At 67.8% G+C, this 13,655-nt stretch carries 18 protein-coding genes and 2 pseudogenes; 7 read left to right on the top strand and 13 right to left on the bottom strand.

The genetic code is table 11. The annotated features are described in order from the left end of the window. Nucleotides 1-129: 129 nt before the first annotated feature. Nucleotides 130-1,164, bottom strand: coding sequence for an endonuclease domain-containing protein (locus tag U9977_RS08525; protein WP_322748650.1), 1,035 nt, complete (start codon nt 1,162-1,164; stop codon nt 130-132). A gap of 435 nt (nt 1,165-1,599) precedes the next feature. Here U9977_RS08525 and U9977_RS08520 point away from each other — a divergent pair, with 435 nt between their 5' ends. The 3 genes from U9977_RS08520 to U9977_RS08510 all read left to right on the top strand — a co-directional run bounded on the left by U9977_RS08520 (nt 1,600) and on the right by U9977_RS08510 (nt 2,651). Then, on the top strand, nt 1,600-1,887 hold the full coding sequence (locus U9977_RS08520; protein WP_322748649.1) for a type II toxin-antitoxin system Phd/YefM family antitoxin: 288 nt from the start codon (nt 1,600-1,602) through the stop codon (nt 1,885-1,887). After that, nucleotides 1,880-2,176: a type II toxin-antitoxin system RelE/ParE family toxin gene (locus U9977_RS08515; protein ID WP_322748648.1), complete on the top strand. Its 297-nt coding sequence runs from the start codon at nt 1,880-1,882 to the stop codon at nt 2,174-2,176. The genes U9977_RS08520 and U9977_RS08515 overlap by 8 nt, the downstream gene beginning before the upstream one ends. 151 nt (nt 2,177-2,327) lie before the next feature. After that, on the top strand, nt 2,328-2,651 hold the full coding sequence (locus U9977_RS08510; RefSeq protein ID WP_322748647.1) for a hypothetical protein: 324 nt from the start codon (nt 2,328-2,330) through the stop codon (nt 2,649-2,651). Between the two features lie 230 nt (nt 2,652-2,881). Here U9977_RS08510 and U9977_RS08505 read toward each other — a convergent pair whose 3' ends face one another. The 7 genes and pseudogenes from U9977_RS08505 to U9977_RS08475 all read right to left on the bottom strand — a co-directional run bounded on the left by U9977_RS08505 (nt 2,882) and on the right by U9977_RS08475 (nt 5,407). Continuing rightward, the gene (locus tag U9977_RS08505; RefSeq protein WP_322748646.1) at nt 2,882-3,328 is read right to left on the bottom strand and encodes a MarR family winged helix-turn-helix transcriptional regulator; all 447 of its coding nucleotides are present in this window, start codon (nt 3,326-3,328) and stop codon (nt 2,882-2,884) included. Between the two features lie 18 nt (nt 3,329-3,346). Next, the gene (locus U9977_RS08500; RefSeq protein WP_322748645.1) at nt 3,347-3,778 is read right to left on the bottom strand and encodes an SRPBCC family protein; all 432 of its coding nucleotides are present in this window, start codon (nt 3,776-3,778) and stop codon (nt 3,347-3,349) included. A 57-nt stretch (nt 3,779-3,835) separates the two neighbouring features. Next, nucleotides 3,836-4,000, bottom strand: a pseudogene (locus U9977_RS08495) (flavodoxin); the annotation flags it as partial. A gap of 82 nt (nt 4,001-4,082) precedes the next feature. Continuing rightward, nucleotides 4,083-4,484, bottom strand: coding sequence for a type II toxin-antitoxin system VapC family toxin (locus U9977_RS08490; RefSeq protein WP_322748644.1), 402 nt, complete (start codon nt 4,482-4,484; stop codon nt 4,083-4,085). Then, nucleotides 4,481-4,726: a hypothetical protein gene (locus U9977_RS08485; protein ID WP_322748643.1), complete on the bottom strand. Its 246-nt coding sequence runs from the start codon at nt 4,724-4,726 to the stop codon at nt 4,481-4,483. Before U9977_RS08485 ends, U9977_RS08490 begins: the two co-directional genes overlap by 4 nt. Before the next feature lie 196 nt (nt 4,727-4,922). Next, a pseudogene (locus U9977_RS26880) lies at nt 4,923-5,012 on the bottom strand (transcriptional regulator); the annotation flags it as partial. A 38-nt stretch (nt 5,013-5,050) separates the two neighbouring features. Next, nucleotides 5,051-5,407 (bottom strand): flavodoxin, encoded by a 357-nt coding sequence (locus tag U9977_RS08475; protein ID WP_416210518.1) that lies wholly within the window; start codon nt 5,405-5,407, stop codon nt 5,051-5,053. 198 nt (nt 5,408-5,605) lie between these two features. Between U9977_RS08475 and U9977_RS08470 the strand changes: the two genes are divergently transcribed. Together U9977_RS08470 and U9977_RS08465 are read left to right on the top strand one after the other, a co-directional pair. Next, nucleotides 5,606-5,812 (top strand): CopG family transcriptional regulator, encoded by a 207-nt coding sequence (locus U9977_RS08470; protein WP_322748640.1) that lies wholly within the window; start codon nt 5,606-5,608, stop codon nt 5,810-5,812. Next, complete coding sequence (locus U9977_RS08465; protein ID WP_322748639.1) at nt 5,809-6,189, top strand: type II toxin-antitoxin system death-on-curing family toxin; 381 nt, start codon at nt 5,809-5,811, stop codon at nt 6,187-6,189. The genes U9977_RS08470 and U9977_RS08465 overlap by 4 nt, the downstream gene beginning before the upstream one ends. A 26-nt stretch (nt 6,190-6,215) precedes the next feature. Here U9977_RS08465 and U9977_RS08460 read toward each other — a convergent pair whose 3' ends face one another. Next, nucleotides 6,216-7,922, bottom strand: a complete 1,707-nt coding sequence (locus tag U9977_RS08460) for a protein kinase domain-containing protein (RefSeq protein WP_322748638.1) — start codon at nt 7,920-7,922, stop codon at nt 6,216-6,218. Between the two features lie 335 nt (nt 7,923-8,257). On the opposite strand from U9977_RS08460, the gene lat reads away from it, so the two are divergent. Continuing rightward, the gene (gene lat, locus U9977_RS08455) at nt 8,258-9,637 is read left to right on the top strand and encodes an L-lysine 6-transaminase (protein ID WP_416210521.1); all 1,380 of its coding nucleotides are present in this window, start codon (nt 8,258-8,260) and stop codon (nt 9,635-9,637) included. Next, entirely contained in the window at nt 9,637-11,145 is a 1,509-nt protein-coding gene (locus tag U9977_RS08450; protein WP_416210517.1) for an aldehyde dehydrogenase family protein, read from the top strand. The genes lat and U9977_RS08450 overlap by 1 nt, the downstream gene beginning before the upstream one ends. A 142-nt stretch (nt 11,146-11,287) precedes the next feature. Here U9977_RS08450 and U9977_RS08445 read toward each other — a convergent pair whose 3' ends face one another. The 4 genes from U9977_RS08445 to U9977_RS08430 form a co-directional block, all read right to left on the bottom strand. Further along, nucleotides 11,288-11,842, bottom strand: coding sequence for a Uma2 family endonuclease (locus U9977_RS08445; protein ID WP_322748635.1), 555 nt, complete (start codon nt 11,840-11,842; stop codon nt 11,288-11,290). 35 nt (nt 11,843-11,877) lie between these two features. Continuing rightward, nucleotides 11,878-12,279 carry a type II toxin-antitoxin system VapC family toxin gene (locus U9977_RS08440; protein ID WP_322748634.1) on the bottom strand — a complete coding sequence of 134 codons (402 nt, stop codon included), beginning with the start codon at nt 12,277-12,279 and terminating at the stop codon, nt 11,878-11,880. Continuing rightward, nucleotides 12,276-12,557, bottom strand: a complete 282-nt coding sequence (locus tag U9977_RS08435) for a hypothetical protein (protein ID WP_322748633.1) — start codon at nt 12,555-12,557, stop codon at nt 12,276-12,278. The genes U9977_RS08440 and U9977_RS08435 overlap by 4 nt, the downstream gene beginning before the upstream one ends. A 500-nt stretch (nt 12,558-13,057) precedes the next feature. Further along, on the bottom strand, nt 13,058-13,655 hold a 598-nt coding region (locus tag U9977_RS08430), incomplete at its 5' end, for an IS66 family transposase (protein ID WP_322748632.1).

The following is a 13,655-nucleotide window of genomic DNA, read 5'->3' as shown; positions in this document are numbered from 1 at the left end:
GTCGATCCGTAGGAAGACAACTTCCTACCGAGGCACCGCGTTTCGTCTTTCACCGCCCCGATCCCACAGCCGGGACTCTTCACAGCCAGTGACGCTCACGGAGCGTGGCAGACCGTTGCGGGGAATGGCTCACTGTCCTTGGCGTCGGGTCCGGATGAAACGCTCGATGCGGAGCAGCACCGCATCCAGATCATGAAGGATCTGGGTGTTGGTGAACCGCAGCACGGCGAAGCCGTCGAGCTGGAGGTCCACGTCGCGGCGCCGATCCGCTTCGTAGCGCGCCAGCCCACAGTGTTCCGGACCGTCGACCTCGACCACACATCGCTCGGCGGACCACGCCAGATCCAGCCGGACCGGGTTGACCAGTGGGCCGAAGCGGTAGATCTGATTCCAGGTTCGTCCCATCGCCCACGGCCGTGCCGCCAGCGCTGTTTCCAGGATGTGTTCGGCCTGGCTCGCCGGATGCGGCCTGCCGGCGAGGGGCGGGTAGCTGATGGGCGTACGTTCGATGGGTGCGGGGTCGGTGAACATCTGTTGGCGGGTGAATTCCGCGACCGTCCCGGTCAGGTCCACCGCGGCCGCGCAGATCCGGTCCACGGTTTGAAGCGGATCACCCGTGAGCCACACGCCGGCACGGCCGTGGTACACGAGCCACTCGAATGCCGTCGCCAAGGACCGTTCGGCCGCGGGTGTGAGCCCATCGGGTACCTGCACGAGGACGGCGGTGCGGGCGCGGCCGAATGCGGTTGCGATGACCCGCGCCAGCCCGACGGCGCGTACCTCGACCGTGAATGTCGCGGTCGGCGGCTTCCCGCCGGCCAGTGACCGTTGCGCCAGGTCGGCGAGAAAAGGCCCGAAATCAGGTGTGGTGGCAGCGGCCTTCCTGGCCAGTGAGCGGACCGCGGCGGTACTCGCGCCGGCTGGTCCGTCGAGCAGCTCCGCGCCGGGAAGCCAGGCCGGGAACAGCGCGGTCGCGACCGTGTCCAGGGCGTCCAGTACATTCGTGATCATTGATGTGGGAGACGTCGTGGCGATCGGTCGGTAGCTGATGACAGCGGGCGCGTCGTCGGGTAGCGGCTCCAGCGATAATTCGATGGCTTCGGGGCTCGCCTCGGTAAGGCGCACGACACGATCGAGCGGCACCTGCGCCCACGACCATGTCACCCCAGCACCCCCGACCGTGACGGTTCTGACTCCGATACGAATCGGACTCCGATACGAATGCCTGCCGCCACGGAGCCCCCCACATCCGGTGACAGGGTTTCACACGGCCTGATCGGCCGATCGACGCACCCGTCCTGAACCCATCCGCGCTCGTGCCCGGCCCCGGGTGGCTGGGTAACCGGGGCGTGGAGTCCCATCGGCGCGCCGCGGGACCTACCACGTCACCTACCGGATCGACGAGGCCAAGCACCTGGTAGAGATCCACTCCAGTCGGCATCGACGAGACGTCCACCACCCGTAGGTCTTCGCGCTCGACACGGCGACCCGGCTGGAAGGCACGTGCCGGTCGCGTCACATCTGCCCGCTGGCCATCCCTGGCCCGCCAGGGAGTGAGGCACCTGACAGACAGACCTTCGTGGACTAGAATCCTGGTCTATGCAGACGCTGCCACTGTCCGACGTTAAAGTTCGCCTGTCCGAGATCGCCGATGAGGTCAACCGCACCCACGAACGGGTCCACATCACCCGCAACGGCCGCGAGTACGTCGTACTCCTCTCAGCCGAGGACCTGGAGTCGTTGGAGGCCACCCTCGAGCTGCTCTCCGATCCACGGGCGATGACCCGAATCCGAGAAGCCGACGAGGCCATCGCCGCTGGCGAGGTCACGAGCGGCGACGAGATGGCGGCGATCATGCGACGACGTCGCGAGCAGGGCGATGGCTGACACGCCCGAACCCCCCGCGCCGCCGCCATACCGACTCGTTGTCTCGCCCGGTGCCCGCAGGGCTCTAAGCCAGAAGTTGCCGGCGGCAGCGGCCTTCGCGGCGTGGGAGTTCATCTCAGGTCCCCTACTGGAACGCCCTCGGGCGGTCGGCGCCCCGCTACGCAAGCCGTTCGAAGGACTCTGGCGGGCACGACGCGGCGAATACCGCGTGCGCTACCGGGTCATAGACGATCGCCGGGAGATACACGTCCTCGACATCGATCACCGCCGCGACGCCTACCGCCCGTAGGGACAAGCGACGGCGTGTCTGCCCGATTCGACGCGCGTACGCTGCCCGGTATCCATGAGCAGGTTTGGTCCAATGGGGGCTGGTTTCGGATGCGGGCTGGGACGGCGCTGTCTGGCAGGTACCGCCTTGACAAACCGCTGGGCACGGCGGGATGGGACAGGTCTGGCAGGCTGTTGACCTGAACCTGGGCCGGACGGTCGCGGTCAAGCTGATCCGCGACGGGCAACTGCATTCGGGGCTGCTGGAGCGGTTCCGCCGCGAGGCGCTCGCGGTCGTCCACGAGCGCGGGATCGTGCACCCTGACCTCAAGCCTGCAAACCTGAGTGTGGCACCGGTGGTGGCTACCCGGCCCGCACTGGTCCGACTGGACGGACATGCCCGCCCCCGCAGCCTCTCCCGACATTTCCTCCAGCTCGAAGTCCGCCGCTGGTTGACGTTGATCGGGGGTGGGGCTTGGGCGTCCGAGGTGTCGTAAGGCGTCACGCACTTGGCGGTAGTACGTACGGTCCCGCCGGAGAGCAGACGCACCAAGCGGTCCGCGACTCCCGTAGACGCCGCCGCGGGCCGGTCGCGATCGTTTCCACCGAACGAACCGCGCCCGTCGTGTCGCTCCCGCCATGCACGTACAGGGCATAGGGCCTGCCGACAGTCGCTTCCAAGATCGGAAAATATGCGTAATCGCAAAAGTAACATCAACAAGGGTGTTCAGTCGATCGCGCGGCCGCTGCCGTCCGGGTGAGCCAGGCGGCGTAGCAGAGCAAGTGCCCCTTCGGTCGGGACGGGACGGAAGAAGTCCGCGTCGACGCGCTCGACAGCGGCGATCGCGCGGGGGGCGAGCTCGGCGCCCCTTGCGGTGACCTGAAGCAGCTTCGCCCTCGTGTCGGCCGGGTCGGTCTCGCGGCTGACCAAACCGTTGCGTTCCAGGGTGCGCAGCACCTGTGACGTCATCTTCACGTCGGTGCCGGCGTGCGCGGCGACGGCGAGCTGGTTGGGAGGCTCACCCTGGTCGCCCAGCCACCAGACGGAGGCGAGCAGCACGAACTGGACATGAGTGAGTTCGAGCGGGGCGAGCGCCGCCGCGATCGCCCGTTGCCAGCGCAGCGTGGCGTGCCACAGCAGGAAGCCGGGGCTGCCACCGGGAGGCAAGGCCACGTTATCGGTCGACCTTCGTCAGTCGCGGGACGCTGGCGCCTCCGCGAGCCTGACCAATGCCCCGATCGTGTCCGGAAAGTCAGCCGTGATCGCCGGGCCGACCTGAGTTCCCAGCTCGTCGGCCGCCGAACCTGTGATCTCCGTCCGGTAGGTCACGCGGCGGCGCTCCGCGTCAACCGCGTCGATGCGGTGCGTGGTGCGGACCAGAATGTCGCCGAGATCGACCTCATCGACGAACAGCCATGGCGCGTCAACCTCAGTCAGCCGCAGCCGCACCGGCTGTTCACCTGCGGGGTTCATTACGATCTCGCTCCCGACCTCGAACGGACCACTGACCTCGATCCCGTCGATGTCCGCGTTCCAGGCCCTCCAGCCTGCCACATCTGCCCACAACCGCCAGACTGCCTCCGGCGCCGCCTCCGTCAGGACGCTGTGCTCGTAGGACCACATCCTGGGACCTCCTGCCATAAAAGTCTATGCGTAGATTATCTGCGCGCATCCTATCAGTGGCGTACCGATCACGGTGACTGGATCGCGCAGGCACCTCCAGCGCAGGCCGGTCGCGATGGTCTCGACCCCGCGGACCGCGCCGGTCGTATCGCTGTTGCCGTGGACGTACAGCGCATACGGCCGGCCAACGGTCGCGTCGAGACACGGGTAGTAGACGGTGTCGCAGATTTACCCGAAAGTAGGGTGCGCCAGACGGTCACACCGCGTGGCATCTCGCCGCTACCTCGCGCCGAACTCGCACGGGCTACCGGGTGGCGATGACCGTCGCGCGGTGTCCGGTCGCGTTCTTGAGCTTGATGTCGCCTGTGAGCAGTTCGCAGCCGAGTGCTTCGGCGAGCGCGATGTAGGCGGCATCGTAGGCACCGAGGTTGTGTCGTAGCTTCCACATCCGGGGGTGGTAGGGCCAGACCGGATGACGGGTGATCCGCAAGCGCGCGTAGTCAGCCAGCATCTGCTCGCCGCGACGGTCAGTGATCTTCTTTCCGGCGGCAAGCCCGCGGACTGTTGACGCGACCTCGACGTCCAGATGGTGCGGGGCGTGCAGCGTGCGTGGGGCAGACAGGCGCTGCCGGAGCACCTCATCGCCATTGCGGACGGACAACACATCAATGACGAGCGAGCAGTCAACCACGTACGTGAGGGTCAACGCCGCCCCTCGTCCCGCGCCTCGAGGATGTCGTCCATGGTGAGCTCCACCGGTTCCCTGTCGCGGGCAATGCGGGCGATGACCTCGGCGTTGGTCTCCGTGGCCGCGTCAGCATCCATCAGGTCCCGCAAGTACCCGGACAGCGACTGGCCTAGCGATCTAGCACGCTCCCGGAGGACCGCGAGCGTCGTCGGATCGACATCGCGCACCTGGATGATGCCCACGTCGGCGGACTCGCTCATATGTCGATGCTACCACGCTTTCATGCACGGCGCATGAAGCTCCTAGATACCCAACCAGACGTGAGCGCTACGGCATCAGGCGCGCCACCGTGCCGACGCCCAGCTCGCAGCAGGCTTCGCGCGCAGCGGAGTCCGCGGTCACATCGCACCGACACGACCAGCGAGCCAGGCATTCGAACGGAGAGTACGGAGGTCGCCGCTGGGTGGTGCCCGCCCGCAGCGCCAGGTCGAGCTGACTGAGATGACGGCCGGTACGGCGTTCGCGTAGCGCGCGGGGGAAGTCCACGAATCTGTTCTACCGACAATGGCATCCCGCGCCATTTCTCACCGGGAATTGGCACCGAGTTCCCAGCACGCTTCGCGGGCGACGGCGTCCGGGGTACCGATCACGGTGACCGGGTCACGCATGCGCTTCCAGCGCAGGCCGGTCGCAATCGACTCCACAGCGCGCACGGCGCCTGTCGTGTCGTTGTTCCCGTGAACGTAAACGGCGTACGGACGGCCCACCGTAGCGTCAAGACACGGGTAGTAGACGGTGTCGAAGAAGTGTTTGAGTGCGCCGGCCGCACCACCACGGCCACGTCCTCGATCGCGTCGTCGGGTGGCACCGGCGCGGACGGTCTCAAGGATCGCCTGCATCGCCGGTGCGGGTGTGTGATGAACGATCAAGAGAGTCGGCATCGTGACCATGCTGTTCACACCCGACTGACACACGAAGATTCGGGCCGCTCACAGCGCCCGGTCGGTCCATCGACGCACCCGTCCTGAACCCATCCGCGCTCGTGCCCGGCCCCGGGTGGCTGGGTAACCGGGGCGTGGAGTCCCACCCCGTGCCGGCCGTCGACTGCACTTTTGGTATCAGAATGGTATCGTCACCGGATGGCCTTTACGGTGCGCACCGACCAAGAGCTCGAAGAAGCCCTGACCGCGCTGGCCGCCAGCGAGGGCATTTCCCGGCAGGAGATCATCCGGCGTGCGGTTCTGGAGCGCTACGAGCGGGCCGGGCACACTGCCCGAGTACGGGACAGCTCCAACCGCATGATCGATCGATGGGGGGATGTGCTCGTCCGGTTGGGCACAGTGTGAGTCGCGTCGCGTATCTCGATCTGGAGGACCTGCTCACGCTGGTACGCGACCTGGGCGCCGGTCCGGTGCGCGACGTCGGTCTGCTCGACGCGGCGGCAGCCCGGCCCCGCTCGAGCGCCTTCGGGCAGGACGCCTATCCGACCCTCGCGTTCAAGGCCGCCGCGCTGCTGCATTCAGTTGCCGGCAACCATGCTCTGGTCGACGGTAACAAGCGCCTTGCCTGGCTGGCGACCATGGTGTTCCTCGACATCAACCGTCACACGGTCGACCTGACTCACGACGCGGCGTTCGACCTTGTCATGGATGTCGCTCAGGGTGCGGCGGAGGTCGAGGACATCGCGGCTCGGCTGCGCGTCATCCCGCTGGACGGCGGGTAGCCCGTCGGGCCACCGCTGTCACCCGGTCAGCGGCGGCTGCCGTGGACGCTGGGGTCGCTCGGCGGGATCGTCGACGGGTCGGTGCTGAGCTTCTTGCCGTCCCAGCGGAACGTCACATCAGCCGTGCCGGCGGTCGGGCAGCACACCTTGTCCGACGGCTCGTACAGGTCGTAGCGCAGCACGCTCACCATCTGCGTCGCGGACACGACATGGATGCCGGCGCTCGGCTCGCTGAAATCCTTACCGATCATGTCGGAGCCGACGAAGAAGAACGCGAACTCGCGGGATGTGCCAGCGGAGGCGGTGTCCCGGCCGATGAGGACGTTGAGGGTCCGGCCCGTGAGGAATCCGGTCTGGTCGGTCACCGCGTAGCCCTGCTCGTTGACGATCTTCGCCGCCTCGGCGAGGGTGAGCGGCCCGTGCGTCGGTGTCGGTGTCGGAGTCCGCGACGGGGTGGGGGTCGGAGTCGCGGTAGTGGGCCGGCCCGACGGCGTCGGGCTCCGGTGGGTGGTTGTGGTCGCGGTCGCCGCCGGCGTGCTCTGCCCGGCTGCCGTCAACCCCCGGTCGGCTCCGGTGCGGGAGCCGTGCCCGCGTAATGTCATGGCGGCGATGATCCCGCCGACGACCGCCAGCGCCAGGACGGTTGCCAGGACCGCGGCGAAGATGCCACGTCGGCGGGCTTGTGCCGGGCTTGGTTGCGACTCCCGGTACGGCTCGCCGCCCCGGTGCGGTGCGGCTGGCGGGTACGACTCGCCGCCCCGGTAAGGCTCGCCGCGCATAGGCTCGCCGCCGGCCCGCGTCCGGTATGTGGGTGAGCGGAAGGTCTCCTGCGCCTGCTCGGACGGTGCCTGCGGCGGGGTGGGCGGCAACGACCACCACTGCGCAAGGGCGGTGTGTGCCGCCCGGACGGTCTCGCCGGGGTCGACCACATCGTGCCCGACGAGTCCGGCGACGAGCTGTGTGGCGGTCGGGCGTCGCGCCGGGTTCTTGTCCAGCGTCCGGGCCAGCACCGCGGTGAGGGCCGGTGGCACACCGGTCAGGTCGGGGGCGGCGGTCATGATCTGGACGGCGATCGCTTCGGGGCGCTCGCCCCGGAACGGCTGGCGGCCGGTGGCGGCGAACGCGACGCACGCACCCCAGGCGAAGATGTCGGTCGGCGACCCGGCCCGCTCACCCCGTAGCTGTTCGGGTGCCATCCACACCAGGGTGCCGATGAGCACGCCGGTACGGGTATGGCTGGTCGAGTCCGACGACCTCGCGATCCCGAAGTCGATGACCTTCGGGCCATCCCAGGTGACCAGGATGTTGGATGGTTTGAGGTCGCGGTGGACCACCCCGGCCGCGTGGATCGCGACCAGGGCGTCGGCGAGCCCGACCGCCAGCCCGTCGAGCAGGCGTCCGGTGAAGGGGCCGCGCTGGGCGACCGCCTCGGTCAGGCTGCGGCCCTCGACGTATTCGGTGGCCATCCACGGGCGTGGGCCGTCGGTGTCGGCGTCGATCACCGCGGCGACCGACATGCCGCGCACCCGCGCGGCCGCGGTCACCTCGGTGCGGAACCGGTCGCGGAACTCGGGGTTGTCAGCGAGCCCCGGCGAGGGCACCTTGACCGCGACCGGCTTGTTGTCCGCGGCGAACCCGAGGTAGACGATGCCCATGCCGCCGGCGCCGATCCGGCTCTGTAGACGGTACGGACCGACCTCGCGCGGGTCGTCGTCCGACAACGGCTGGAGCACGTCTTTTCCTCCTCCTTGCCACCCGCCCGCCCGCTCGATTGGCGGATGGTGTCCCCGATTGTCCCTGATGCGTTCGCCCGTGCGTGGCAGCGCTGCTCCGGTGACGTCGGCTATGCGACGTCCTCCGTCTCGGGGGAAAAATTTTGCCTTGATTCCGGTCTGGAAGAATAGTATCTTGACGATCAAGAGGGTTTGACAGAAGGTTTATCGGTCTCTCCGAGAAGCTGGCCGCACGAGAAGCAGATCTTGTGGGACGTGGCCCCGACACGGTGTGATCCAGGCGAGATGTACGCGGAAGGAGGGGCGGGATGTCGACCACACCTGCCGCGGTCCCCATGCGGGGTCGGATCTCCCTGGTCACGGGGAGTCGCGCCGTCGCACACCCGACGGTCGCACCGGACCGGGTGCTGGAGGTGCTGGGCCGCCACGTCCGCACCGACGGCTTCGACATCGTCCTCGACACTGCGCACAGCCGTGGCAGCTGGCTCGTGGATGCCCGTGACGGCCAGCGCTATCTGGACCTTTACAGTTTCTTCGCCTCGGCGCCGCTGGGGGTCAATCCGCCGGAGCTGACCGGCGACCCCGATTTTCTCGCCGAGCTGACCGCCGCGGCGGTCAACAAGCCGGCCAACCCCGACATCGCCACCGCCGCCTACGCAGGGTTCGTCGAGACGTTCGTCCGGGTCCTCGGCGACCCGGAGCTGCCCCACCTGTTCTTCGTCGAAGGCGGAGCGCTCGCCGTCGAGAACGCCCTGAAGTGCGCGTTCGACTGGAAAAGCCGTCGCAACGCCCAGGCGGGGCGGTCGCCGTCGCTCGGGACGCGGGTGCTGCACCTGCGCCACGCCTTCCATGGACGCAGCGGCTACACCCTGTCGGTCACCAACACCGACCCGGTCAAGACCGACCGCTTCCCCACCTTCGACTGGCCGCGGATCGACACCCCGGCGGTCACCTACCCGCTGGACGACACCCGGCTGGGCGACCTCGCCGTGGCCGAGGCGGGCGCGCTCGCCCAGGCCGAGGCGGCGTTCGCCCGCCATCCACACGACATCGCTTGTTTCCTGGCCGAACCGATCCAGAGTGAGGGCGGCGACAACCATCTGCGGGCGGAGTTCCTCACCGCGATGGAACGTCTGTGTCACGTCCATGACGCGCTGTTCGTCCTCGACGAGGTCCAGACCGGGGTGGGGAGCACCGGGTCGGCCTGGGCCTACCAGCAGTTGGGCCTGCATCCCGACGTTGTCGCCTTCGGTAAGAAGGTGCAGGTCGGTGGGGTGATGGCAGGCCGGCGGGTGGACGAGGTGCCCGAGAACGTCTTCTGTGTAGCGGGAAGAATCAACTCGACCTGGGGTGGCGGGCTGGTCGACATGGTCCGCTCCCGGCGGATGCTGGAGATCATGGAAGCTGACGGATTGTTCACCCGGGCCGGCGAGCTCGGCGCTGGGCTGCTGGCCGGCCTGTGGGAGCTGGCCCGGCGCCACCCGTCGCTGGTGACCAACCCGCGCGGGCGCGGCCTGCTGTGCGCGATCGACCTGCCCGCACCCGGAATCCGCGACGAGGTCGTGCGCCGGCTGCGCACCGAGGAGCATGTGCTGGTCCTGCCCGCTGGTCCGCGGGCACTGCGCTTCCGGCCCGCGTTGACCGTTTCGGCCACCGAGCTCGCCCTCGGCGTGGATGCCCTTGAGCGGGTACTGACCAGCGTCCCGGCCACCTGATGGGATCGGTGAGCCTGTCGACGAACCCCGCCCATCTTGACGAGGTCGTCGCGGAGATCGTGCTTGCGAGCCCCGCCGAACTGCTGGCTGCCTGCCGCATCGCCCGGGACGCCCAGCCCGGCTGGGCCGATGTGCCTGCACCCGTGCGCGGAACCGTGATCGCGAACCTCGGGCGCCTGGTCGAGGACAACGCCGACGCGCTCGCCCGGCTGGTCACCCGCGAGGTCGGCAAGCCCCTGGCCGAGGCGCGCGGTGAGGTACAGGAGATCATCGACACCTGCCGGTTCTTCCTCGGCGAGGGCCGGCGTCTCTACGGCGAGACCGTGCCGTCGGAACTGCCCGACAAGCAGCTGTTCACCTTCCGGGAACCGGTCGGTGTGATGGCAGTGATAACTGCGGGTAACTTTCCGGTGGCGGTTCCGGCGTGGTACATCGTCCCGGCGTTGCTGTGCGGCAACACCGTCGTGTGGAAGCCGGCCGTCTACGCGGCCGCGTGCGCCCAGGCGTTCACCGAGCTGGTTCACCATGCCGGGGTACCCGCCGGCGTGCTGGGCCTGGTGCCCGCCGAGGGGGTGGAAACGTTCACCGGCCTGGAGCGGGCGCTGGAGGCAGGGTGCGTCGACAAGGTCGGCTTCACCGGCTCGACCGAGGTCGGACGGATGATCGGCGAGTTGTGCGGCCGGCACCTGCAGACCCCCTGTCTGGAGCTGGGCGGGAAGAACCCGATGGTGGTCGCACCCGACGCGGATCTGGACGCCGCCGTCGCCGGCGCGGTGTTCTCCGGTTTCGGCACGGCCGGGCAGCGGTGCACGTCGCTGGGCACAGTGATCGTGCACGCGTCGTTGCACGACGAGTTCGTCCGCCGGTTCGTGACCGCGGTGCAGGCGGCGACGATCGGTGACCCCTTCGCGGACGTCCTCTACGGGCCGTTGCTCGATCGGCGGTTCGCCGCTGGTTTCGAACACACCCTCGGGTTCATCTGTGATCATCACCGGGTTGCGGGGTCCTCGGCGGTCGGGCGGATCGACGCGGCCCGCCCGCGCAACGGGTTCGTCGGCGTTGCCGAGACCGGCCTGTACTACCATCCGGTGATCCTCGACGGTGTGCGTCCCGGGGACGAGGTGTTCGGCGAGGAGACGTTCGGCCCGATCGTCGGCGTCACCACCTACGGTCACCTCGACGAGGCGATAGAACTGGCCAACGCGCCCGGTTACGGCCTGTCTTCGTCGATTTACACCAATGACCCGGCGACGGTCTTCCGGTTCCGCCGCAGGATCAGCGCCGGCATGGTCAGCGTCAACAACTCGACGTCCGGGGCCGAGGCGCACCTGCCCTTCGGTGGCAACGGCCGGTCCGGTAACGGCTCCCGCCAGTCCGGACGTTGGGTGCTCGACCAGGTCACCCGGTGGCAGGCGGTCAACTGGGACTACTCCGGCCATCTGCAGAAGGCTCAGCTGGAAACCGGCATCCCCACCGCGGACCTCACCTTTCGCCTCCCCAGCGGCTGAACTGCCGATCAGATAATGCGGATCCCGTCCACGACTGCCTGATTCAGTCCATGATCGGCGCATGTTTGTTGGTCTGTACGCTTTTTGACCGGATAAGCGTACCCAGCGACAAACTAATGCTGATCTTCTGGACGGCCGGTCGTCAGCGGGCCCAGTGGGGGAGCAGCGCCGTGAGGTCGAGGTCGACCGGGAACGGCTCGGTGACGGTGAGCCGCTCGCCGCTACCGGCCACCGTGTAGGCGTCGCCGCGGCCGCGCCGGTAGGTCGTCACCCGCGGCGGGGACGGTTCAATCCGCCAGTAGTACGGAATGCCGAACTGGGCGTACAACGCCGGTCTGGTGGTGCGGTCCTCAACGTGGTTGCCGGGGGATTCGATCTCGATCGCGACGACGACCTCGGCGGGAGCGAACCAGTGCCGGCCCGGTTCGTCGCTGCGCACCACCATGAGGTCGGGGATGCGGGTGAGCTGCCGGCCGAACCGGATGTCCACGGCCATCGCAAGGGCGAACGGCTCGGTCGCGAGCGCGTCAAGCGCGGCGAAGAGTCGGGCGCTCAGGGCCTGGTGCAGGTTGGAAGCCGACGGCGACACGCTGAGCGCTCCGTCGGTCAGTTCGTAGCGGTGGTTGCTGACCGGCAGTTCGTCAAGGTAGTCGGTGGTCCACCCATCCGGCGGGATCGCGATCAGCGGCTCGCTCATCAGCGCGTCCTTCCGTCCATCTCCGTAACGCAAGTCTACGTCGGCGTGCGGACGGGAAGGCCCGCATCCCGGGCGGCCGCAGCCAGTCGGTGGTCATAGGTAACGAAGGCGGTCAGCGCCTCCGCGAGGTGGAGTGCGGCCGCGAGATGGATCGCGTCGAGGGTACGGACATACGGATCAGCGACGATGCCGGCCTGGTCGAGCAACGGTCGCTCCAGCTCGACCTGGTCCAGTTGATCGACCAGTTCGACGGCGGTTGCGTGCAGCTGGGAGTCCTTCGGTGCTGCACGGCGTACGACCCGCGTCACTTCGGTGCGGGCCAGGGTGGTGGTTACGTGTGGATAGGCGGCGTGAGCGGAAAGGAATGCCACAAGTGCCGGGGTTTCGGGTTCGGTGACGAGCAGTTTGACCAGCGCGCAGGAGTCCAGGTAGATCATAGGTCGTCCTCGTCGCGCATGTCCGCAAGGATCTGGGACAACGGTGGAATCTCCGGACGCGCTGCCAACGGTTGCCAGCCAGCCAGACCGCCGCGACCAGGATGCAGGACTCCCGCGGCGATCAGTTCGTCCCTGGCCTTATGGGACGGTCCAGGGGGGACGAGGAGGGCGACCAGCCGTCCCCGTTCGGTGATCTCGACGGTCTGCCCATTCTTGATCTTCTCGATCACCCGGGCGGTGTTGTGCTGCAGTTCTCTGACTCCGACGCGCACGACCATGACGCACATAATAACCCTCAATGTGCGTCGAAGCCGAGGACCGAAGGTCCACCGGGTCGTCCCCGGGTCGATCCAGCGCGGGGGCCTCGTGGGCCGGCGGAACCTCCACCATCATGTCACTCACGGCATGTCCTCACTCTCGGAGGGTTACACCGTTATTTCTACAGGCCCACCAAAGAAACTACATGTTCGCAGCATGATCGATCACTTCAAAAGAGCCGCACCCAAAGGCGATAGTTGAGTCGCGGGCGCGGTGCTTCGCCCTCGCCAGGCAGAACCTGACAGGCCCACAAATGGCTGATCGCATAATTGCTAATCGTGATGCAATTCTTTCCGCCGCGGGACTGTTGCCGGGCGCTCTTTGGGAACGATGTGAATCTGGTGTTGTGGCAGGAGCATCAGATTCACATCGTTAAGAGCCTGGTTTGAATCCGCTGTCCGGGCGAGCCCAAGATTCAAAACAGGCTCATAGAGTGCCTGTACCGTAACCAGCTACGGGGTCAGGTTGTGGTGACGGCCCGTAGGGGTGTCCATGCGTTGCCAGCCAGGGCGGTACGGATGGCGTGCATGGGTGGGATGGCGTGGAGCCGTTTGGCCAGCACATATCCGGAGTGCCGGCCACCCTTGGTGGTGCACTGGTCCTTGTTGGCGGCGATCCCGGCCGCGGCCTGTTCGAGGTAGGCGGCGCGGACCTGCTCGATCTCACCGCCGGTCAGGCAGGTGCGGCCCCCGGCCAGGGCCGCACTGACGGCCGACCGGCCCGCACGCAGCACCTCGATCATCGCCGTCGCCCATGCCTGGAGCCCGGGTTCGGCCTCGGCGACACCCCGAACCGAACGGATCAGGTGCGCGTTACACAGCTGGCGCGCGGTGAGGATCTCCTCGTGCGTGTCGTAGCCGGCGTAGTCGTCGCACACCAGGGTGCCGGTGTAACGGCTGAACAGGTCGAAGGCGTCGAAGGCGTCGAAGGCGGCATGGCCGCGGGTGTGCCCGGCGCCCAGCTGTGGACGGACGGCAGGCCACGGTCGTCGCGTACTGGACGGGTGCAGGGCCCGGATGACCTTCGCCGAGGAGCGGCCACAGTACGAAACCTCGCCA

This window comes from Protofrankia sp. Cas8 (assembly GCF_963555845.1).
Lineage (GTDB): Bacteria > Actinomycetota > Actinomycetes > Frankiales > Frankiaceae > Protofrankia.
This window is presented reverse-complemented; position numbering and strand designations above follow the sequence as displayed.